16 protein-coding genes are annotated in these 22,002 nt (G+C 70.1%); 5 read left to right on the top strand and 11 right to left on the bottom strand.

The annotated features are described in order from the left end of the window. Positions 1–69: 69 nt before the first annotated feature. The 6 genes from ACLQ29_RS24065 to ACLQ29_RS24040 all read right to left on the bottom strand — a co-directional run bounded on the left by ACLQ29_RS24065 (position 70) and on the right by ACLQ29_RS24040 (position 10,511). Positions 70–1,440: a carotenoid oxygenase family protein gene (locus ACLQ29_RS24065; RefSeq protein ID WP_425773732.1), complete on the bottom strand. Its 1,371-nt coding sequence runs from the start codon at positions 1,438–1,440 to the stop codon at positions 70–72. 36 nt (positions 1,441–1,476) lie between these two features. Continuing rightward, positions 1,477–2,904: an MFS transporter gene (locus tag ACLQ29_RS24060; RefSeq protein ID WP_425773731.1), complete on the bottom strand. Its 1,428-nt coding sequence runs from the start codon at positions 2,902–2,904 to the stop codon at positions 1,477–1,479. Positions 2,905–3,263: 359 nt separating this feature from the next. Continuing rightward, positions 3,264–4,160 (bottom strand): RICIN domain-containing protein, encoded by an 897-nt coding sequence (locus ACLQ29_RS24055; protein WP_425773730.1) that lies wholly within the window; start codon positions 4,158–4,160, stop codon positions 3,264–3,266. Positions 4,161–4,200: 40 nt separating this feature from the next. Then, on the bottom strand, positions 4,201–8,931 hold the full coding sequence (locus tag ACLQ29_RS24050) for a hypothetical protein (RefSeq protein WP_425773729.1): 4,731 nt from the start codon (positions 8,929–8,931) through the stop codon (positions 4,201–4,203). A 43-nt stretch (positions 8,932–8,974) separates the two neighbouring features. After that, positions 8,975–10,030 carry a hypothetical protein gene (locus ACLQ29_RS24045; protein WP_425773728.1) on the bottom strand — a complete coding sequence of 352 codons (1,056 nt, stop codon included), beginning with the start codon at positions 10,028–10,030 and terminating at the stop codon, positions 8,975–8,977. 10 nt (positions 10,031–10,040) lie between these two features. Continuing rightward, on the bottom strand, positions 10,041–10,511 hold the full coding sequence (locus ACLQ29_RS24040; protein WP_425773727.1) for a hypothetical protein: 471 nt from the start codon (positions 10,509–10,511) through the stop codon (positions 10,041–10,043). 178 nt (positions 10,512–10,689) lie between these two features. On the opposite strand from ACLQ29_RS24040, the gene ACLQ29_RS24035 reads away from it, so the two are divergent. Both ACLQ29_RS24035 and ACLQ29_RS24030 read left to right on the top strand, forming a co-directional pair. After that, the gene (locus ACLQ29_RS24035) at positions 10,690–13,128 is read left to right on the top strand and encodes an ATP-binding protein (RefSeq protein WP_425773726.1); all 2,439 of its coding nucleotides are present in this window, start codon (positions 10,690–10,692) and stop codon (positions 13,126–13,128) included. Between the two features lie 78 nt (positions 13,129–13,206). Next, the gene (locus tag ACLQ29_RS24030; RefSeq protein ID WP_425773725.1) at positions 13,207–14,088 is read left to right on the top strand and encodes a hypothetical protein; all 882 of its coding nucleotides are present in this window, start codon (positions 13,207–13,209) and stop codon (positions 14,086–14,088) included. Between the two features lie 115 nt (positions 14,089–14,203). Here the strand turns inward: ACLQ29_RS24030 and ACLQ29_RS24025 are convergent, their stop codons facing one another. Next, positions 14,204–15,169, bottom strand: a complete 966-nt coding sequence (locus ACLQ29_RS24025) for an Lrp/AsnC family transcriptional regulator (protein WP_425773724.1) — start codon at positions 15,167–15,169, stop codon at positions 14,204–14,206. Between the two features lie 85 nt (positions 15,170–15,254). Here ACLQ29_RS24025 and ACLQ29_RS24020 point away from each other — a divergent pair, with 85 nt between their 5' ends. After that, the gene (locus tag ACLQ29_RS24020; RefSeq protein ID WP_425773723.1) at positions 15,255–16,673 is read left to right on the top strand and encodes an MFS transporter; all 1,419 of its coding nucleotides are present in this window, start codon (positions 15,255–15,257) and stop codon (positions 16,671–16,673) included. Between the two features lie 102 nt (positions 16,674–16,775). Here ACLQ29_RS24020 and gap read toward each other — a convergent pair whose 3' ends face one another. The 4 genes from gap to ACLQ29_RS24000 form a co-directional block, all read right to left on the bottom strand. Further along, positions 16,776–17,786 carry a type I glyceraldehyde-3-phosphate dehydrogenase gene (gene gap / locus ACLQ29_RS24015; protein WP_425773722.1) on the bottom strand — a complete coding sequence of 337 codons (1,011 nt, stop codon included), beginning with the start codon at positions 17,784–17,786 and terminating at the stop codon, positions 16,776–16,778. Further along, positions 17,783–18,379: a TetR/AcrR family transcriptional regulator gene (locus ACLQ29_RS24010; protein ID WP_425773721.1), complete on the bottom strand. Its 597-nt coding sequence runs from the start codon at positions 18,377–18,379 to the stop codon at positions 17,783–17,785. Before ACLQ29_RS24010 ends, gap begins: the two co-directional genes overlap by 4 nt. Before the next feature lie 119 nt (positions 18,380–18,498). Beyond that, positions 18,499–19,101, bottom strand: a complete 603-nt coding sequence (locus ACLQ29_RS24005) for a response regulator (protein WP_425773720.1) — start codon at positions 19,099–19,101, stop codon at positions 18,499–18,501. Then, positions 19,098–20,252, bottom strand: a complete 1,155-nt coding sequence (locus ACLQ29_RS24000) for a sensor histidine kinase (RefSeq protein ID WP_425773719.1) — start codon at positions 20,250–20,252, stop codon at positions 19,098–19,100. Before ACLQ29_RS24000 ends, ACLQ29_RS24005 begins: the two co-directional genes overlap by 4 nt. 107 nt (positions 20,253–20,359) lie before the next feature. Here ACLQ29_RS24000 and ACLQ29_RS23995 point away from each other — a divergent pair, with 107 nt between their 5' ends. Beyond that, a complete protein-coding gene (locus tag ACLQ29_RS23995; RefSeq protein ID WP_425773718.1) occupies positions 20,360–21,241 on the top strand; it encodes an ABC transporter ATP-binding protein in 882 nt (293 codons plus the stop codon). 27 nt (positions 21,242–21,268) lie between these two features. Then, complete coding sequence (locus ACLQ29_RS23990; RefSeq protein WP_425773717.1) at positions 21,269–21,988, top strand: hypothetical protein; 720 nt, start codon at positions 21,269–21,271, stop codon at positions 21,986–21,988. Positions 21,989–22,002: the final 14 nt, after the last annotated feature.

Here is a 22,002-nt window from a genome sequence, read left to right as displayed (position 1 = left end):
TGACGGTCGGGTGCCACCGGTTGATGATGGTGTCCATGGCTGGGTTCTCCTTGCTGGTCGGTCGGGCTGTCAGCCGAGGTCCGAGTCCGGGATCCAGTTGCCGTGGATGCCGGAGGGCACCCGGCGGGGCAGTTCGACGGCCGCGATGGTGTTCAGGTTCGAGGCGTCGATGACCAGCAGTTGGGATGCGTCGGCCAAGGTGTCGCTGACCAGGGTGAGCAGCCAGCCGTCGTCCTCGCGGGTGCCATCCTGAGCGGGCACGAAGACGGCCTCGCCGGGCATCCGCCGGTCGCCCATCCGGGCCACTGTCGTCCGGCCGCTGCCGGCGTCCATCTTGACCACGGCGTACTCGTCCAGCCCGCCGCCGGGGAAGGCCATGGCGTAGCTGAACTGGTTGGCGCGGCCGAGGTAGTCCTCGTTGATGGTGGGGAACTCCGTGACCAGGTCATCGACGACGGCCTCACCGGCCTTCCCGGTGCCGGGGTTGAGGACCCAGCGGGTCTGCACCGCGCCGCCGTTGGGTGTACCCAGGTGACCGGGGGCGCCGAGGGTGAACTTGTCGGTGACTTCCCAGGCGCTGCGGTCGTACCGCGGACCCTCGACCACGATGTTGCCGTCCCCGTCCTCGTAGGCGTTGCCGACGTGCAGGAGGGCGCCGGCCTCGACCTCGAACCAGCGGACCTCGGCGGGGCCGGTGCGGGGCATGACGCCGAGGCGCGGGACATAGCTGTCGCTCCACCCGAACGGCAGGCCGGGGTTCGTGTGGTCGAACACCAGTGACATGTCGAGCCACACGACGTAGTTGGTGGTCAGACCGAAGTCATGCTGCAGCGTCGGCCCGGCGGCGGGCACGGGTACCGCGCGAACGATCTCACCCGAGGAGTCGGCGACGTAGTAGGTGACGTGCGGCGGGTAGGGCGACCAGGAGAAGAAGTGCAGCTCGCCGGTCACGGGGTCCTCCTTGGGGTGGGCCGTCATGGAGGTCCGCAACGTGCCGCCGAAGTCGTAGGGCCCGACGGTGGCCAACTCAGGTGTCATCTCGAACGGCAGATTCTGTTCCTGAAGGGCGAGGATCCTGCCGGCGTGCTCGATGATGTTGGTCCCCGCGACGCTCGCGGTCAGATCGGTGCTGCCGTCGGCACGGCGGTAGGGGGCACCGTCGAGCGCGGGAGTGCGGACCCAGGAGTTGCGGTACCACTCGGCCTGTCCGCCGCGCAGTCGAATGCCATGGATCATGCCCGAGCCGGCGAACCAGTTCGAGGGGACGACACCGGGCAGCGGGTTGTGGCTGTTGCGGAAGTAGCGCCCGTCCAGCTCGGAGGGGAGGGAGCCCTGCACGGTCAGCGAGGTCGCGCTGATCTCGTCGACGACCGGGGCGAAGTGGGCTTGCAGGTACGGCTTCGGGGCATTGCCGACGGAGGCGGCAGTGGTGACAGACATGTGGCGTCTCCTTCTGTATATGACAGGGGCATTCGGTCAGAGAGTCAGACCGCGGACCGCGCGGCGGCGTAACCCGGTGGCGCTGACGACAGCCGCGAGCAGCGCGACGAGCGCGGCGGTGAGCAATGCGGCGCGGTACCCCGCGGCGAGCGCTTCGACGGCAGGCAGGGCTTGCGAGGCCGACGTACGCGCCTTTGCCACCGCGAGCATGGCGGCGAGACCGATCGCACCGCCCACCTGGCGTGTGGTGTTCACCAAGCCACCCGCGACGCCGACGTCACCGGGGGCCACGCCGGCGGTTGCCGCGTCGGTGAGCAGCACGAAGGCCGCACCGATGCCGACGCCGATCAGGACTGTGGGCCCGAGCAGCGCCCGCAGGAAGGTCCCGTCGGTGCCGGCGGCACCCAGCCAGGCGAGCCCCACTGCGAGCAGCAGCAGCGCGCCGACGGTGGCCGATGCAGCTCCGACGCGTGCGACGATCCGGGGCGTGAGCATGGCCGCGGCGATGTTGGCCAGCGCCAACGGAAGCTGGGTGACTCCGGACTTCAGCGGCGACCAGCCCAGCACCTGCTGCTGGTAGAGCGGCAGCACCACGAACAGCCCGACCCAGACGGTTCCCAACAACGCCATGGCCACGTTGGCCCGGCTGAGTTCGACGTTCGCGAACAGCCGTAGGGGCAGCAGGGGCTGCGGCTGCTGGCGCTCGACGAGGACGAAAGCCACGAGCGCTCCGGCGGCGGCGGCCGCCACCAGCGCGGTGGTCACGGTCAACCAGCCGTTCGTGCCACCCTGCACCACGGCGTACGTCGCCAGCACCACGCCTGCGGTTACCAGCGTCGCACCGCCAATGTCGAGCGAGCGCTGAGTGCGCACCTCGTCCGCCGGCAGCACCTGGGCCACGGGCAACAACGCAGCCAGGGCGAGGGGTACGGCAGCCAGGAACACCCATCGCCAGCCCAGCGATTCGGTCAGCACACCGCCGAGCAGCACTCCTGCCGCGCCCCCAGCCGCGGAGACCCCGCCCCAGACGGCGAGGGCGCGGTTGCGCTCCTCGGGGCCGGAATGCAGGCGGAGCAACAGGGCCAGCGCTGCGGGGGACAGGACTGCCGCGCCGACGCCCTGCCCGGCCCGCGACGCGAACAGGACCTCCGGGGTAGGCGCGAGCCCGGCGCCCAGCGTGGCGACGAGAAAGATGCCAAGACCGATGGTGTACGTCCGTCGCTGCCCGACGACGTCAGCCAGGCGCCCACCGAGCAGCAGCAGGGCACCGAATGCGAGAACGTAGGCATTGACGACCCACGTCACCGACCCCGCGCTGAGCCCGAGGCCGTCACGCACCGAGGGCAGCGCGACGTTGACGATGGAGGTCGAGAGCAGCACCAGGAACTGCGCGGTGGCGAGCACCACGACGGCACGCGGATGCCGTGTGATGGCGACCGGGATTGCCGTCGAGACGGTGGACATCGCTCACTCCTGCCATCAGGTGTCGCAGCCGCCGGGGGTGACGGCTGCGCTCGATGAGGAGTCTTTGTCTCAGCGGCGTCCACGTTCCAGGGTTCAGCGCTGTCCACGTCCGTCCAGCACGGTCCAACGATGTCGAAACCCACTGATACGCCATGTCAGCAGCGAGCGGGCTTCCGCACCGGTAACAGTGCGTACGGACCAACTGCGGTGGGGCTGGAACTGCCGCCCGGGCGAGGGGCCGCGATCAAGAACCAGGCCAAGGTTGACGGCTACCCGGTCAAATGACGGCTCTCGCCGCGTCAGGATCTCCTGCTGGAGTACTAGACCGCTGCCAGGCGCGGCTTGGAGGCCTTCACACATCAGGAATGCCGGCTGGTGCAGAATATCCCGTCGGACGGATACTGCGAGCTGCCTGAACACGCTTCGAATGAATCCTCGGCCTGGCGCTTGCCGAGCAGGGACGACCAGCGGGATTCGCCACGATTGACAGTGAGTCGAAGTTCCAGGGTGCCGTCCGGGCCGTGGCGTCGCAGGGTGAGAACTGAAGAGCTAGCCCAAGCCGAAGAGCGGCTCGCCGTCGCCCAGTAGGCCTGGCAGCCGGCCGAGTAGAACAGCACGACTCGGTCGCCGGCCTGGCTGACGTCGTCCACCTGGCGAGCGCCCGCGGTGTCGCAGTCCGAAATGTCCGGCCACTCCCGGTCGCAGCCGCCCGCGTAGCACCTCGCGGTGGACCATGCCTGGGCGTTGCTGTAGTTGCATCCCCACAGTTGGAGGTCGACCCCCTGGCTGAAGTTGCTGCTCGGCACGTCGAGGCAGATGTTCGAGTCGTCGAACGGCGTGATGAAGTACTGCTGCTGGCTGTACCGAGGCAGGTTCCACAACTGGCTCACCGTTCCGTTGCAGTTCTGGATCTCGGCCCGGTCGCCCCACCCGTTACCGGTGCGGCCCAGGCAGAGCCACCTGTCGTAACCGGGGTGCAGATACTGCCCGCCGCCGGAAGCGGCCTCCTGGAACCAGACCTGGTTCGAGCCGAGGTGGTCGCCGTAGAGCTGCACCGCGCTGCCGTTCCCGCCGGACCTGCTGGCATCGATCACCAGGTCGTAATTGCCGCCGGAGTGGAACGTCCAGCGGGACCAGTTTCCGTTGGCCGGGTCGAACGGTGGGGCGGCCTGCGCGGCGGTGGGGATCACGATGGCCACTGTCAGCGCGATCAATACGGCGGCGGCGAGGGCCAGAGCATGGCGGAGTCTTCGCACGGTGTTCTCCTTCGACAATTGGTGGGGAGCGTCTGCGGAATCAGCAGACGTAGAAGGTTGAGGGCTTGTCGGCGGAGTCGCCCGCGATCACCGGGATGGTGAGGTAGGGATCGCCGAGGATCATCAGTGAGCCAGTGGAGCTGTAGACGCTGCTGTCCACCGCACACGCGTTGTACATCGCGCCGAGCATGGTTCCCTCGATGATCTGGTTCTCGCGCTTCGAGGCCCAGTTCACGCGGCTCGAGCTCTCCGAGTCGTAGCCCTCGAACGGATCCCAAGCGGCGCCGAACTCACTGGAGAAGAAGGGGTACTCATCGCATTGGTAATCGGTCGGCCTCGGGTTCATGCTGCAGCCGTTCGGTTGATAGTCCAAGGTCTCGTACCAGCGCCGCGAAGCGATCCACTTAGTCCGGGTAGGGCTGCTGGTGTAGTTGAGGTGCACCCACCAGGGCAGCCGCTCGATCGCCTCGGCGTCGGTGCGCGCCGGCCGGGCCGCGTCCCGGGTGGTCACCACAAGCATCGGCTCGGTCATGCACGGGTCGCCCAGCACGCCGCCGATCCGGGTCAGGTCCAGGCAGCGCTGTGCGACCTCCAGGGCCTGCGCCGCCGAGACGATCCAGCGTTGGCCGCCGGTGGGGTCCTTTGGGTCGGGGGTCCTGGTGGCGACGTAGTCGAGAATCCGCCGCTGCACGGTGGCCGCGGAACCGGTGCCGCGCAGGGCCAGGTTCACCACGTCGGCGAGCTGGGTCTGCCCGGCCAGCGTGGGGTGGTAGCTGGCCCTGCACGGAGTCTCCGGGCCGCTGCCATTGGTGCAGGTGAGGATTCCACCGTTCACCCATGGGACGGTGGCCCCGCTGCAGGTCCAGTTCTGGTGGCTGTCTCGCCATCGTTGGGTGACGTTGACGAAGCGGATGTCGACGCCCTCGTCGTGGACCTCGGCGACCGCGTGCGCGATTGTGGTGTTCAGCAGGTCCGCGAGAGTGTTCAGGAACTTCGCCCCGCCGGTGGAGATGCCCTGGCAGCTCCAGTCGGTCTGGCGGTCCTCGAACAGTTGCGGATAGCCGGGGACGATGATCTTCGCGTTCGGCGCGCTGTGGTGAACCGCCCGGTAGACGGCCTTCAGGTGCGTGGGCAGCCACTCCCGCATGAGCTTCTTCTCGTACACCCGCAGCGGTTCCGGGTCGACGATCCCGTTGCCCCGGGTGAGCTTGTGCCGGTCGGTGTAGCAGTTGTCCAGGGCCGTGATGCAGCTTCGGACGACCTCGGCGAACCGGGCGTCGTTGCCGCCGATCGTCAGTGTGACGTGCGTGGTGTCCTGGTCGAGGTAGCCCTGCTCGACCTGCGGCAGTTCGCCGTACTGGAACTCGTCGGCGAACCCGAAGTCGTCGGGCGCCCAGCCCCAGTCGGTGTGGCCGTCGAGGTCGCTCTGCTTGGGCGGGTTGTTGTAGGCGGCCTTTGTGACGTTCGTGGTCAGCGCCCCAGAACAGGCGAGGAACGCGAACGACGCGGTGCCGTTGGCAGCCTCCTGGGCGATCGTGGCACTGTGCCCGGGGAGCTTCACCTGGGTGGGGTACGCCCCGGACGACGACCGGTGACAGGCGCTCGCCGAGGTGTTGTCCGACCGCCGGTAGTCGCTGTTGGCCAGGAACGGCCCCAGTCCCTCCCCGGAGCTGTACGAGTCACCCAGGGCGACGTACTGCGCCGTCGGGGCGGTGGCCGGGATGAACGCCATCGCGTCGAAGACGGCCGTGTCGGCGCCGATGCCGTCCGCGGTGCGGGTGCTCAGGGTGACACTCGGAATGCCGTCGACCTTGAAGACGCCGAGGTCGACCCAGGTGTGTGCCTGCCACGCCTGGTTGACCACCCGGAACCGGCGCTGCCCGTTACCGAGGTCGATGTCGTAGCGGGCCTGCCGGGTCCATGCCCCGACGTCGGGGATGAACACCTTGAGCCGCATCCACTGGTGCCGCGCCTCGGACAGCCGCCAGGTGCCCTCGACTCGGAGCTTGCTCTCGAACCCGTTGGGTTGGTAGCGCGGGCCCCGGGTGAACGACGAGTAGAAATGGCCGTTGAATCCGGCGCCGAACTGGTGGAAGTCGACTTTCGACGGGAACCTGCCGTTGCCGTCGGCGCCGAAGTTCAGCGAGAACGTGCCGCCCTCGGTGAAGTTCGCCGCGCATCCCGGCCGGATGGACGGGACGCTTCTGGGCACGTCGTCCACGACCAGGGCCGTGCTGGGCAGTCCGGACGGGTCGCAGCGCGGCGGGTACGACGTCCCGTCCTCCTGGTAGGCGTATCCGGGGTTGAAGCGCAGCAGCTCGATCCCGCAGGTGGCCGGGCAGTCGGTCTTCCACACCGCAGGCTTGTGGTACCAGCATTTCAAGTCATACTGCCCGCTGGCGTTGCGGTGCGCACATGGCCCCGCGGGCTCACCGGACACGTCGGGGTCGGTGGGCTGGTAGGAGCCACCGGGCACGCAGTCGTTCGTGGCGTCGCAGAACTTGGTGGCGGGCGGTTTGACGTTTGTGCGGTTGATCGGGCCCTGGATGTCGCCGCCGTTCCAGCTGGCCGGCCGGAATGCCGACACGAGCGTGTTCGGCCCCTCCGGCAGCTCGATCGGGTGGCCAGCGAAGCCGAGCACCTTCTCCTGGTACGGCCAGTACTGCGGGTGCGCGGCGTCGGCCATGGTCTTGTCCAGGAAAGCGTCGCGGTTGGCCGGGTAGTGCGGGTTGACCGGGTTGTTGAGCCAGCCCACCCCCCATGGCGACCCGTCGCCGGCGTCGGGGTGGAACCCGGAGTTGTAGGCCCAGATCGCGAAGAACCAGTTCTCGATGAACTTCGGGTCGCCGTTGTTGACGTACATGCCGGCGGCTCTGGTCTGGTTCCACTTGGTGATCAGCAGCTTCAGTCCGGCGGCGACGTTGGCGGCGAAGTCCAGCGCGACGGCCCGCTGGCTCTGGTACGGCAGCGCCGCGGGACTGTCGCCCTCCCGCCCGGCCAGCCGCATCCCGTCGGTGACCTGCATGACGCCGTACCCGCAGTCGGCCTTGTCCCAGCGGATGTCCCAGTCGTTCGCGGTGTCGTCGTCGTAGATCTCCCGGCCGTAGAAGTTTCCGATCAGCGGGTTCGCGGTCATCCCGGGCAGCGCGCGGCCGGTGGTCTGCCACAGGTTCGACTCCTGTGCGGCGATGCCGAGCAGGATCTGGGGCGGCACGTGGCCGCCGCCGTAGAGGTCCCCGGGCGGGAACAGCCCCGCCGGGGTGTACGCGGGCATGCCCAGGTTCTTCCAGTTCGCCTCTCGCTGGACTGTCAACGCACCGGTGACGGCCTGGTCGACGGCCCACTCCACCTGCCGGGGCTTGGGTTGCAGGGCCTGGTTGCGCGGGTCGTTGCGCGGCACCGAACAGGTCCGTTCGGCCTCCACCGGATCGGTCGCCGACCCGCCAGCGGCCACGGCCCGGGGCAGCTGCCCGTCCCCGTTCTTCGACGGCGCGCCGGCTCCGGTCAGCGTCGGGTGCGGGCGGCTGCCGGTGTGGGCGTGGTCCAGGTCCTGGGCACCGGGGGTGACCGTGAACGTGGCTTGCCGGCCCGTGGCGCGGATCCGCAACGTGAGGTCGGTGGCGCGGCCCGCCGGCGGATCTGCGGAGCGGCCGCGGGGATCGGCCGGGCCGGCCCGCGCCACGGACGTCAGCACCGCTGCGCCACGAGTGGAGGCCAATGCGTCCTTGGGCGCGTCGGCAAGTGTCGTCACCGCGCCGACGGCTGCGGCCGGGGTCGGTCTGGCGGCGCTGGGCGCCTGGGCGGTGGCCGGCCGTGCGATGCCTGTGACGTAAGCGTGTCCGGCCGCGTCGCGGGTCAGGTCCAGGCTGGTGAGGGGACCGCTGAACAGGCTCCGGGCCGGTTTGCCGGCGGCCGCGCGGACCGCCGCCGGGTCGAGGTGCGCGACCATCGCCGTGTCGCCGGCCCGGTCGAGGAACGCGACGCCGCCGCCAGCCGTCGCGGTGAGCCGGAACGGTACGGCCCGGGTCCGGGTGAGGGTGGTACGCCGCCCGCCGGCGGTGATCCGGATCAGCCGGTGCCGGTCCGCCGCCACGATCGTCGTGCCGACCGGTACGGCGGAGGTCACCTGCCCGTCCAGGACGGTCGGCCGAGCCGTGACCCGCCCGGTGGCGGCGTCGACCCGCACCAGTCGGGTACGCGTGCTCTCGCTCGCCGCCTGGGTGAAGACGGCGGTCTCCGCGGTGCCGCAGCCTGGGCTGTAGTAGGCCAGCGTGGACAGCGTCGGGAGCTTCCGCACGGTCCCGCTGTCGAGATCCACCACGGCCGTGAATGCCCCACGTGAGAACAGGTTCGCGTCGTTGGTGAAGGTCCGTGGCGCGTACGCGACCGCCAGCCGACGCCCGGACCCGGTCACGCAGGCGTTGCCGATCCACGTGTCGGTCTCGAAGCCCGGCTCGGCGAGAGTCGTCGCGGTCCGCCAGGTGTAGCCCTCGGCAGCCTTCGCGACCAGCACGTGCAGCCCGGTGGCATCGCCGGACAGCGCCCAGGCCCGGTCCTTCGAGGTCCGCCAGCCGGCGCCGAGCACGCCGTCCCGCTGGTCCGGGGTGATCTGCGGCGGCGGGGACGGTGGCGGCTCCGCGGCCACCGGAGACACCGCGGTCGCGGATGGCGCCGCGGTGGCCGCGGCGGCAGAGCCGGGCGGCACCTGGGCGGACAGCAGGAGAAGGAGAACGCTGACGAAGCCAGCGACGACGCGACGGGGTACGGACATGACGAAGCCTCTCGGTGCTGATCTATGCAGCGGTCGGGTGGGACTACTGGCCGGGCGCCGGATCCTCCGACGTGCCCGGGGCGCCGTCCGATCGGCCTCGGCTGCCGGCCACCGCTCCGGGCAGGAGGGCGGCGGCGTTCGCGGCGCGCCGGTGCAGCAGGGCCGACACCTGCCGCACGGTGTCGGACCGGGCTCGGATGACCTGCTCCTCCCGCTGCGCGATGAGATTCCTGAGCATTCCGGACATGTTCGTGGCGTCCCGGCAGGAACGGTCGGCGGTGGCCGTGGCCACCTCGTCGGGCGACGGTGCCGGTCCGCCGTCCTCCTCCCGGTTCCATCGGGGGTCGCCCTGGGCGTCGTCCGGGGTGTCGTAGTGATGACCCCGGCGGTCCATGCACGCACTCCACCTGTCGACGACGTGCAGGTAGCGCCGATCGGCGCGAGCCTGGTCCGCGGCCTGCTGTTCCAGCCACTCGATGCCCTGTTCCGGGGAGACGCCGGGGGCGAGGCCGTCGACCGAAGATGAGTCACTGCCACCGTTGACGGCCCGTTGGCTCTCCCCGTCGCAACCCTTCGCCGGCACCGGCCGGCCGTTGTGGACGGCGGTGTCACCGAAGAACACGGCAATGGCCTCGGGAGGTACGACGATCGGCCGGCTGCCCCGTCGGGCCGCCGCGGACATCTCCTCGGCGAAACCCGGCGGGCCCCGGTAGCCGTACCGGGTCACGTCGTGGCCGCCCAACCAGTCGAGTTGGGTGGCGTGTGCGGGATAGGTCGCCACCCGGGACTCGGGCAGGGAGACAGCCAGGTCGAAGGTCGCCAGGCAGGACCGCAGCCGGTCGAACACGGCCCGCTGCACCTGCTGGTTCTCGGCAGGTGTCAGCTCGTACTCGTCCAACGGCAGCCGCAGCTCGGCCGCGGCGTCCGCGGCCTGCGCGACGACCGGGACGGCTGGCTCGGTGCCGGGCTCGGCGACCGAGCAGCCGGTGATGAGGGTGGCGGCCAGGCCCAACAGGCAGGCCGCACGGGCCGGTGCGGGCATCTCGTCCTCGCCTTGGGTAGGACCCGGATCGCCGACCTGGTCGGCGACCCGGGTCATCGAATCCTCGCTACCGCCAGGGCACCGCTGCGCCCAACTCGACTCTCCCGTTGCCGGTCTGGAACTTGGGCTGCACCCGGGACGACTGCGTGTCCCGGACGCCGGCCGTGTAGTCGAGCGCCCAGCCGCTGCCGCCCGACCGGTCGCCGCACTGGTAGAGCCCCCCGTTGGGGGTGTACTTCCAGAGCAGGGCAACGGTGTCCGACGAGTTCTGGCCACTGTTGACGAGCTGCGCCCAGGCGTACCAGTGCCCGCCGTAGCTGCCCTCCCTGACCCGGATGTATTCGCCTTCCTGTGGGTCGTCCACCCTCCCCTCCGTGCCGGGCACGGTGCGTATGTTCGACGCCTTGGACGGCTGCTGCAGCCAGTTGCCGCAGAAGGTCGGTTGGTCCGCCGCGGAGGCCGGAGCGTCGGTCAGGGCCACGACCGCACCCGCCGCGGCGATGGTCACCAGCGACGCCGTGAACGCCTTTCGGAACATGAGCTACCTCCTCTGGGACGGCCACCGGCACTCGCGGGCGCCGTCCGGAAACGTCCAGGCGTTTACGGTGCCGGACGGAAGGCGGCGCGCGGTCCGGCGCCGGACGCAATCGGAAAGCGGGCGTCCGGTCATGAAACGGTCGTTTCCATGGCCGTCGATCCTGTGGTCAGATGATTTGGTGAGACAAGACGGTGACCCGGTCGAGGTGTTCCGGACCGAACTGCAGGAGCTGTACCTGGCGGTACGGCGACCGACGTACCGCAGTCTGGAGGCACACGCCGATTTCGACGGGTCGGTGTTGCGGATCTCGACGGTTGGCGACCTGCTCAACGGGCCGGGCACACCGCGGTGGGCGACCGTGCAGGCGTTCGTCGGGGCCTGCGCCCGGCACGCGCACGCGCACCGGATCACCGTGCCGGCCCACCTGGTGACGGCGGACCGGTGGCACGCCCGGTACCGGGCGATGGAGAACGCTCTCGCCGATCGGGCTGTCCGGGCCGGGGCGCGGCACGCGCCCACGGTCCGGGTGGCCGCCCAGCGTCGAGCGGTGGTGGTGCCCAGTCAGCTACCCGCGGACCTGCCCACCTTCGCTGGCCGGACGGCGCAGTTGGCCGAGTTGGATCGCCATGGTGACGTCGCCACCGACCCCGGGTGTGAGCACGCCGGACAGGGAGATGCTCGGCCGGCAGCGGCGGCGATCGTGGCGATCGACGGCACGCCTGGGGTCGGCAAGACCGCTCTGGCGATCCGGTGGGCACACCGGGTGGCGGACCGGTTCCCGGACGGGCAGTTGTACGTGAACCTCCACGGTTTCGATCCGGTCAAGGCGGCGACAGACCCGGCGGACGCGGTACGTAGCTTCCTCGACGCCTTCGGCGTCGACCCGCACCGGATCCCGACCACCCTGGACGCGCAGGCCGCCCTGTACCGCAGCCTGCTGTCCGGCCGTCGGATGCTCATCGTGCTGGACAACGCCCGAGATAGTGAACAGGTCCGATATCTGCTGCCCGGCGCGCCGGGATGCCTGGTGGTGGTCACCAGCCGCACTGTGCTCGTCGGCCTGCTCGCCCTCAACGGCGCCCACCCGTTGACCCTGGACACACTGTCCGACGACGAGGCTCGCACCCTTCTGGCCAACCGGCTGGGCGATGCCCGGGTCGCTGCCGAACCGGACGCCGTCCAGCAGCTCATCACCGCCTGCGCTCGGCTACCGCTGGCCCTGGCCGTCATCGCCGCCCGCGCCCACCGGTTCGGTCTCCCCCTGGCAGCTCTCGCCGCCGAACTACACGAGACCGGGCAGCGGCTGGACGTATTGGATACCGGGGATCGGGCCAGCCAGGTGAGAGCCGTGTTCTCCTGGTCCTACCAGGCACTGAGCACACCGGCGGCGCTCCTGTTCCGAATGCTCGGGCTCCACCCCGGTCCGGACATCAGCATCTCGGCTGCGGCCAGCCTGGCCGGCCAGTCCCGGGCCGTGGCCCGTCGGTCGCTGACCGAACTCGCCGGGGCCAACCTGGTCATCGAACACGTCCCGGGCCGGTACGTCTTTCACGACCTGCTTCGCGCGTACGCCGCGGACCAGGTGCACACGATCGACTCCGCGCGGGAGCGACACCTGGCGACTGTCCGTCTACTGGACCACTACCTGCATTCCGGCTACGCCGCCGACCGCCTGCTGAACCCGACCCGCGAACCGATCAGCCTCCCCCCGGCTCGGCCCGGAGTCGCCCCCGATCAGCTCACGAGTGGTCGGCAGGCCCTGGACTGGTTCGCCGCGGAGCACGCCGTACTGCTGGCTGTCGTCGAACACACCCGAGGTGACGACTTCGACACCCACATCTGGCAGCTCGCCTGGGTGATGTGGGCGTTTCTCTACCCCCGGGGTTACTGGTCGCACTGGGTAGCTGTCGGGCGTGCCGCGGTGGCCGCCGCAGCTCGGACGGCCGACCCGGGCGCCCAGATCCACGCCAACCGCCTCCTCGCCCACGCTGAGATGCAGATGAGCAACTTCGACGAGTCCGACGCGCTGCTGCGCCGGACCCTCGACCTGGCCGAGCGGGCCGGCGATCGACTCGGCCAGGCCCATACACAGATCAGCCTGTGCTACCTGGCGGACTGGCGAGGGCAGTACTCGTCAGCGCTGGCACACGCAAACCACGCCCACGAGATGTTCCGAGATCTCGGCTACGCGGCCGGGCAGGCCGAAGCCCTCACCCGGATCAGCTGGAGTCACGCGGGGCTCGGCGAGTACCAGCTGGCGCTCACCTGCGGCAATGACGCCCTCGGCCTGCAGCAGACCCTCGCCAACCGGGAAGGGCAGGCCAGCACCTGGCACAGCATGGGTCTCGCCCACTACCGCCTCGGTCAGTACGCGCAAGCCCTCACCTGCTACCACCACGCACTCGCCCTGCTGCAGGATCTGGGCAACCGCTTCTACGAGGCCGAGGTCCTCGTCGGACTGGGCGACACCCTCCACCGCCACGGAGACCTGCAGGCGGCCTGCGATTCCTGGCGGCAGGCTCTGATCATCCTTGACGACCTCCATCATGCGCGTGCCTCCGCCGTACGCACCCGGTTGCGTGCCCTCGCACCACCAACGGTCACGCCGTCGGAGTAACACGAGGCCGCCACACCGGGCGTCACCACGAAACGAGGCCCCGTCCCGGGGTGAGTCGCCGGGGCTAGGGTGTCCACTGTGAACCTCGTGGACCTGCTGACCGACGCGGCGGACAAGGGCTTCGGTGACCTGGACGCAGCCATGCTGCCGGAGTTGCGGGCGATCCGCCGCGATGGTCCCGCGCCGGCCCGGCGGCCCGCGCTGCTCGCGCTGCTGCACCTCGGCGGCGAACTGGCGCTCGACCCCGCGGACCTGGCCGTGCTGCGACGGCTCATCGCGATCAAGCTTCCCCACGACCGGCCGTACTCGATCGATGGCTGCTTCAACTCGTGGCTGACCGTGCGTGGCGGTGACCAGCAGGAGATCATGCGGGTGCTCGGTCTGACCAGGTCCGCGCCCGCCACCTACGGCCTCGGCGAGACGCTCGTCGCCCACCTCGGTCACGGCGGGCCCGACCGATCGCGTACGTGGCGACACGTCTTCATCTCACCGATGCTCAACGGCTGGACGGTGGTCTCCGGCCCGAGTTGCGGTCCCGACGACGATCCTCAGGTGGAAGGCTGGGTCCAGGAGCTGAGTTCCCGGTACGGCGACGCGCAGGCCTACTTCTACGGCAGCCAGGGCGACGGCGACGCGTGGCTGGTCGGCTCGCGTGGGCAGATCGTGCGCCGCTTCAGCAGTGAGAAGCCGGAGACGTCGACGGGTGAGCCGCTGCCGATCGAGCAGCGCGCCTTGGCCCGTCTCGGTCGCACCGGGCCGCCCGAACGGCTTGACGCCGACGAGCTGTGGGACTTCGTCGGCGAGTGCGCGGCACCGCAGGTCGCGGCCGAGCTGAGCATCGACCCGGTGTTCACCGGCTGGCCCGACGACCTCGACGTGCACGGTCAGCCGCTTGTCGCCTGGCCCGAGTCGGACGACGACGTCAGCATCCTCCGTGACTGCTACGTCTTCCTCATCTGAGTTGGTCAGCGAAGCTCCGTACGGGTAGCACCGAGTCCGTGGCCGCCCACGCCTGACCGTCGGTCGCCCGATCCCTCACCACGAGAGGAGATCCAGCCGCCGCCTACACCAAGTGTCATCGCACCGTGCCGAGCTGTTTGACGTTTCGTAGCAGCGGTTCGGACTCGACCCGCTCCACGCCTTCCAGCGAGCTCAGCTTCTCGGTCAGGTACCGGTAGAACGCCGGCATATCCCGGCAGAGCACCAAGGCCTGCACGTTCGTCGGCCCGGTGGTGGCCGCCGCGAAGACGATCTCCTCGTGCTCGCGAAGCGCCGCACCGACCGCCGCCAGCCGGGACGGACTCACCGCCAGCCAGAGCAGGACCGCGGCGCGGAACCCGTACAGCTCCGGCTCGACCTCCACGTCGGTGTAGAGCGACCCGGACTCGAACAGCTCCTGCATCCGGCGGCGGGCGCTCGACTCCGGCCAGCCGGTGGAGGCCGCCAGCTGCGCGTAACTGAGCCGCCCCTCCCAGGCGAGCGCCTCCAGCAGCGGCGCGTCGGCGGAGGTGAGGTGCGCCGCCGACCGGCCACCGCCCGGTGCCGCCCAGACCGGGGTCAGCGCGGCGATCTGCTCGGCGGTCAGCGCGTCGTCATGAAGGTCCGGGCCGACCGCCCCGCCGACGAACTGGTGAACCACGCAGTGCGCGCTGACCGAGGTCACCCGCGGGGTCCGGGGCAGCTTCTGCAGCAGCAGGGTCTCCCGGTCGACCGAGGCCGGCACCCGCACGTTGCAGACAATCTCGGTACCACCCGAGGTGATCGACACCCAGCCGGTATCCGGGCGGCGGGCCAATGCGCCAGCGATCGGCAACGCCGAGTCCGGGGCGGCGCGCAGGCGGATCAACCAGGTCTCGTACCCCAGCTCGATGGGGTTGGGCATGCCGACCACCCGCAGCCCTGCCTCGGCGCGCAACCGACGGTAACGCCGGGCGACCGTCTGGTCGGAGACACCGAGCACTGTGCCGATCTCCCGGTACCCGGCCCGGCCGTTGATCCGCAGGGCGTGCGTCACCTGCCGGTCCAGATCGTCGATTTCCACCGCCTTATCTTATCGAACGTCGAGATCCGCAGGAATGATGACTCCGACTAGAGATAATTGTGCGAGGGTCGGCATCCTGCAGTGCATGCGCAAATGGTCACCACTGATCGCCGTCTGCCTCGGCACCTTCCTCCTGCTGGTGGACGTCCTCATCGTCGTCGTCGCCCTTCCGGCGATCTCCGACGACTTCCACGCGGACTACACCGACCTCCAGTGGGTCATCGACGGGTACGCCCTGTCCCTGGCCGCCCTGGTGCTCGGCGCCGGCTCGCTCGCGGACCGGTTCGGCCGCCGCCGCACCTACCTGAGCGGCATCGGCATCTTCGCGATCTCCTCGCTGCTCTGCGCGCTCGCCCCGAACGAGCAGGCCCTGATCGCCGGCCGGATCCTGCAGGGCTTCGGCGGCGCGGCCATGTTCGCGTGCACCGCCGCCCTGCTCAACTTCACCTACCACGGCCACGACCGGGGCGTCGCGTTCGGCATCTGGGGCGCGGTCAACGGCGTCGCCGCCGCGGCCGGCCCGCTCGCCGGCGGCCTGCTCACCGAGCACTTCAGTTGGCGCTCGGTGTTCCTGATCAACCTGCCGATCTGCCTGGTCGCGGTCTGGTTCACGATCCGCGGGGTGAGCGAGTCCCGGGCGCCGTGGGGTGGCCGCTTCGACCTGCCCGGCACGATCAGCTTCACCGCGGCGGCAGCCGCCCTGACGTACGGTCTGATCCGCACCGGTGAAGCCGGCTGGACCGACGGCGTAACCCTGGCCGCGTTCGCCGCCGGCCTGCTCGCCCTGGTCCTGTTCCTCTTCGCCGAAACCCGCTCGGACCACCCGATGCTCGACCTGACCCTGTTCCGCCGGGTGCCGTTCACCGTGCTGATCGTCGCCGCGTTCCTCGCCCACGCAGCCGCGTTCAGCTACCTGCCGTTCAGCATGATCTGGCTGCAGCGGGTACTCGGCGATGGCCCCGTCGACGCCGGCCTGTACGGCGCCCTTCCGATGGCCGCCGCTGCCCTGGTCGTCGGCGCGTCCGCCGGCCGGTTCCTGCAGCGGATCGCCCCGCGCTGGACCGTCGGCCTCGGGCTGCTCCTGATCGCCGTCGGAAACCTGCTGCAGGCCAGGATCGACACGGACAGCACCGGCGCGACCCTGATCCCCGGACTGATCGTGGCCGGTCTCGGCGTCGGCTGCGTGCTGCCCACGAACGCCTCGGCGGTGATGGCCGAAGTGCCACGCGAGCGCAGCGGGATGGCCGGCGGGGCGCTCAACACGTTCCGCCAGCTCGGGCTCGCGTTCGGCGTCGCGGTCTTCGGGACCGTCTTCACCAACCGGATCGCCGACGGGCACGGCTCGCCGGACGGGTTCGCTGACGGACTGAACGCGACCCTGCTGATCGCCTCCGGAACCGCCCTGGCCGGCGGGGTCCTGGTGCTCGTCCTGGTCCGCAAGCACGCCGCCGCGCCGGTCGCGGCACCGGCCCTGGAACCGGCGGAACCCTCGGCCCATCGATAAAGGTGCTCGTCCCCGGGTGTGCGGCGCACCGAGTGTGACGCCGTTCACCCGGGCATGTGCACCTACCTCGACCTCCCGGCAGATGTGGACTATCCGCGACGGTCAGGCCGCCGCTGTCCCGGCGATCCGCTCGGAGAACTCGACGAGGCGGTTGGAGAACCCCCACTCGTTGTCGTACCAGCCGCGCACCTTCACCTGGTTGCCGACGGTCTCGGTAAGCGGCGCGTCGAAGATGGACGAGTATGGGTTGCCGACGATGTCCACCGAGACCAGCGGCGCCTCGGAGTACTGCAGGTAGTGCCGCAGCCGCGGGGAGCCGGCCGCCTCGCGGAACGCCGCGTTGACGTCCTCGGCATCGGCACGTCGCCGGAGGACCACGGTGAGGTCGGTGATCGACCCCGCCGGGATGGGGACGCGTAGAGCGGAGCCGGTGAGACGGCCGTCGAGTTCCGGGATGACCTTACCGATCGCCTTCGCCGCGCCCGACGACGTGGGAATGATCGACAGGGCTGCCGCGCGGGCCCGGCGCAGATCGGAGTGCGGGGCATCGTGGAGCCGCTGGTCGCTTGTGTAGGCGTGGACCGTCGTCATCAGTCCGGATTCGACGCCGAACGAGTCGTTGAGCACCTTCGCCAGCGGCGCCAGCGAGTTCGTGGTGCACGAGCCGTTGGAGAAGACGTCGTGGCTGTCCGGGTCGAGCCTGTCGTCGTTGACCCCGAGCACGAACGTGGGGACGTCCCCCTTGGCCGGGGCCGAGATGACGACCTTCCTCGCGCCACCTTTGAGGTGGGCCGCCGCGGCGGGGCCGTCCGTGAAGTGGCCGGTGGACTCGATGACGACATCGGCGCCTACCTCACCCCAGGGGATGAGGGCCGGATCAGACTGCGCGAAAACCTTCATGCGCGTGCCCTGGACGACGATTGCGTCACCGTCGAAGGCGACACCGTCGAGGTGGCCGGAAACCGAGTCCCACTCGAGCAGGGTAGCCAGCGTGCGGGCGTCGGTGAGGTCGTTGACCGCGACCACCTCGACGTCGGCGTTGTTCGCCAAGGCCGCGCGCAGGTAGCTACGCCCGATCCGTCCGAACCCGTTGATGCCGATGCGTACCGTCATGGCTTCAGTTCCTCCTGTTGTGTGTCGAGCACGGATGGCGCCGCCGCCCGGAGCAGGTCGAGTGCGCCGGCGCGAGCGTCGTCGAACGGGCCCGGATCCTGCTGAGCGATCGCGAGCACGTACCCGCCCTGCAGGACGGCCATCAGGGTGTGGGCAAGACGCTCGGGGTCGAGGTCGTCCTGCAGTTCGCCTGCGGCGATGGCTTCCCGCAGCACCCGGACCCAGCTGACGTGTACCTGAGCGAACGCGCGCGCCACCGGGGCAAGTAACACCGGGTCCTCCCGGACCTGCGGGTCCTGGGTCATCCGGCCGACCTTGCAGCCCTTGAGGGCGTCGCGCGTGCGCATCAGGTACGCCTCGATGCGGGCCATCGGGTCGCCCGGGCCGTCCAGTTCGGACACGGCCGGCAGCAGGTCGTTGACGTTGCGCTCAAGCGCGGCGAGCGCAAGGTCGCGTTTGGACGGGAAGTGGTGGTACATGCTCCCCTGGCCGACACCCGACCGTTCGCGCACGTCACGCGGGCTGGTGTCGGCGTAGCCGCGCTCCCACATGAGCTCGCTCATCGTGTCGACAAGGAGTTTCCGCGAATCCATTCCAGCAGTGTACCTACTGGTATGTACAACGCACTCCCGGAAGCGTCGACTGCGGTCACACGTGGCGCACGACCTCCTCGGCCAGCCGGTCGTGGCAGGAGCCCCGGCCGGACCGCCGGTTACAGCCAGTCGTGTTCGCGGGCGTAGCGGGCCGCTTCGTGGCGGGTCCGGGTCTGCGTCTTGCGCATCGCGTTGGAGAGGTAGTTGCGGACGGTGCCCGGGGCGAGATGGAGCCGCGCGGCGATGTCGGCGACCGAGTAGCCCTCGGCGGTGACCCGCAGGACGTCGGCTTCACGATCGGTGAGGGGGCAGTCCTCGGTGACGGCGAGCGCGGACACGTCCGGGTCGATCCAGCGTTTCCCCGCGTGCAGCGTGGCGATGACCGAGGTGATGTGGCCTGGCTCGGCGGACTTGCTGACGAATCCCTGGACGCCGAGCTTCAGCGCCTTGCGCAGCACGCCGGGGCGGGCGTGCCGGGTCAGCATGAGGATCACCTGCTCCGGTCGCTCGCGGCGGATCTCGGCGACCGCGCCCAGGCCGTCCACGCCCGGCATCTCCAGGTCGATGACCAGCACGTCGGGCCGGTGACGCAGGGTGGCGTCGATCGCCGTCCGGCCGTCCTGGGCCTCGGCGAGCACAGTGATGTCGCCCTCCATCGGCAGCAGCGCGGCCAGGGCGGTGCGCAGCAGCGCCTCGTCGTCGGCGAGCACGATCGTGGTCATCGGCGGTCCCTCCCCCTGACCGTCGGGGCCGCGTCGGCCCGAGCTGCTGGGAAGACGGCCGCGGTCAGGAACCGCTGGTCCTTCTGTTCCACGGTCAGCTCGCCTCCGTCGCCGGCCACCCGTTGCCTGAGTGCCGCCAGTCCCCTGAGTTCGGGGGGCGTGGTGGCGGTTGCGCCGTCGTTGACGATGCTGATGCCCGAGCCGGTGAGCGTGATCTGCACGTGGGTGGCCTGCGCGTGCCGCAGGATGTTCGTGGTCGTCTCCCGCAGCACCTGCCCGAGCAGTTCGCTGGCGCGGGCATCGACCTCGGCCTCCCGGGTCACCCGGACCCGGATGCCGGCGGCCTCGAACAGGTTCTTCGCGTTCTCGATCTCCGCGGTCAGGTTGAGCCGCCGTTGCGCGTACGCGAGTTCCTTGGTCTGCGCGATGGTGTCGCTGACCAGCGCGTACGTCTCGCGCAGTTCCTTCTCCGCCCGAGCGGAGTCGCGGAGCAGCAGTCGCTGGGCCAGGGCGATCTTCAGCTTGACCACGTGCAGGGTGTGGCCCTGGATGTCGTGCAGGTCGCTGGCGAACCGCACGCGCTCCCGGACCACGGCCAGCTCCGCCTCGCGTTCCCGGGTCTGTTCGAGCTCCCGGATGAGGTCGTAGAACCGCTCGCCCACCACCGTGAAGACCGTCACGACGACGGTGAGGACGGTCGGGATCAGGACGTACGTCAGCAGGACGTGACCGATGTCGTCCCGCTGCACCAGCAGCCGCGCCGTACCGACGGCGGCGACATAGGTGAACAGCCCGGCCATCGTCCGGGCCCGGCGCCGTCGCACCTCCCGCAGGGCAAGCGAGCCGACGGCGCAGACACCCCAGTAGGCGTTGGGGCTGCCGGTCACCAGGACCCCGAGCGGCCAGACCGCTGCCGCCACGACCAGGCAGGGCAGCGCGACCCGGGCGAGGTCGTTGGCCGTCCACCATTCGAAGGCCACCACGGCCGCCGCGGCCCCCGGCGTGAGGACGACGAGGTGCCACCAGGTACGCGCGTCGGTGTAGAGCAGGACCACCGCGGCGAACACCACAGGCGGCAGTGCCGTGGCGAGGTTGAGCCGGCGCAGCCTTCCCTGCGTCGACTCGGTGAAGCGCGGCGATCTCGCGGTCACCGCCTCAGTATCCGGCAGCCCGGGGCCACGACCAGTGACACCACGTCACATCCGGTGATGACGTGGTGCCACTGACGGGTCGGCCGTCCCCGCGCTGTCATGGGTGCATGTCCACCACACCCGTCATCGAAGTCGAACGGCTGAACCTCACCTACGGCGACTTCCACGCCGTGAAGGATCTTTCCTTCGAGGTACGGCCCGGAGAGCTCTACGCACTGCTGGGCACCAACGGAGCCGGGAAGACCTCGACACTGGAAGTTGTCGAGGGACACCGCCCGCCGACCTCGGGCACCGTACGCGTCTTCGGGCGCAGCCCCGACGACCGGCGGGCGGTACGTCCCCGGATGGGCGTCATGCTCCAGGAGAGCGGATTCTCCCCGGACCTCACCGTCCGTGAGTCGGTCGGTCTGGTCGGCCGGCTCACCCGACGCACCGACGACGTCGACCGGGTGCTCGACCTGGTCGACCTCACCGGCCGAGCCGGCCGCAAGGTGTCGCAACTGTCCGGCGGGGAGAAACGGCGGCTGGACTTCGCCACCGCGGTCTACGGCAGCCCGGAGCTGATCTTTCTGGACGAGCCGACCACCGGCCTCGACATCCAGTCCCGCGACGCGGTCTGGGCGACGGTGGACCGGCTGCGGGAGAACGGCGCGACCGTCGTGCTCACCACGCACTACCTGGAGGAGGCGCAACAGCGCGCCGACCGGATCGGGCTGATGCACGAGGGCGCCCTCCACCGGGAAGGCACCGTCTCCGAGCTGACCCGCACCCTGCCCGCGGTCATCCGCTTCTCCCTCCCGGCACCGACGCCGACGCTGCCGGTGCGGGCCGCCGTCGACGGGGACGGGAAGGTCGTGGTCGAGACCTTCGAGCTGCAGAAGGACCTGCACCTCCTGCTCGGCTGGGCGCAGGACCACTCCGCGGAGCTGCGGGACCTGGCGGCGGGGCCGACCCGGCTCGACGACGTCTTCCGCGCCATCAACAGTTGATTTCGTTCATCCGACAGGAGCCTCACCGTGTTGTCCATCGCGTCCAGCGAACTGATCCAGATCTTCCGCAACCGGCTGGTACTGATCACCAGCCTCATCATCCCGCTCGCGGTCTGCGTGTTCTTCGTCCGTCAGCACGAGACCTACGCCGCGATCGGGAGCCTCGGCTACGTCGCCGCGATCGTGGTGTTCACCGTGGCCGCGTTCGGGCTCTACGCCACGGCCGTCACCACGTTGGCGTCGCGGCGGCAGAACCTCTTCCTCAAGCGGCTGCGCTCCACCGCCGAAGGCGACGCCGGCATCCTCGCCGGCCTCCTGCTGCCCGTACTCCTCCTCACCGTGGTGCAGGTGACCGCGATCCTGACCGCCCTGGCCGTGGTCGCCGGCGGACCGGCGAACGTCGCCCTGCTGGTGGTGGCGGTCCTCACGACCGCGGCCATGATGATCGGCCTGGCGCTGGCCACGGCCGGGCTGACGAACTCCCCCGAACACGCCCAGGTCACCACCCTGCCCGTCACCCTCGGGGTGATCGCCGTGGCCAGTTGGGTGGGCATCTCCGGCACCGAGGACCTCGCCTGGCTCAAGCGGCTGCTGCCCGGCGGCGCGGCCACCGAACTGACAATGAACGCCTGGAACGGCGGCGTCGCCGTGGCCGACTCACTGCTTCTGCTCGCCCCCACGCTCGGCTGGGTCGTCATCGCCGTCGCCCTCGCCACCCGCCTCTTCCGCTGGGAGCCCCGCCGATGACCACCGGAACCCCG

Origin of the sequence: Micromonospora sp. DT228 (genome assembly GCF_049841595.1) — a bacterium.
Taxonomy (GTDB): Bacteria; Actinomycetota; Actinomycetes; order Mycobacteriales; family Micromonosporaceae; genus Micromonospora.
Note: the sequence above shows the minus strand (reverse complement) of the source record. Positions and strands in the feature narration are given on the sequence as shown.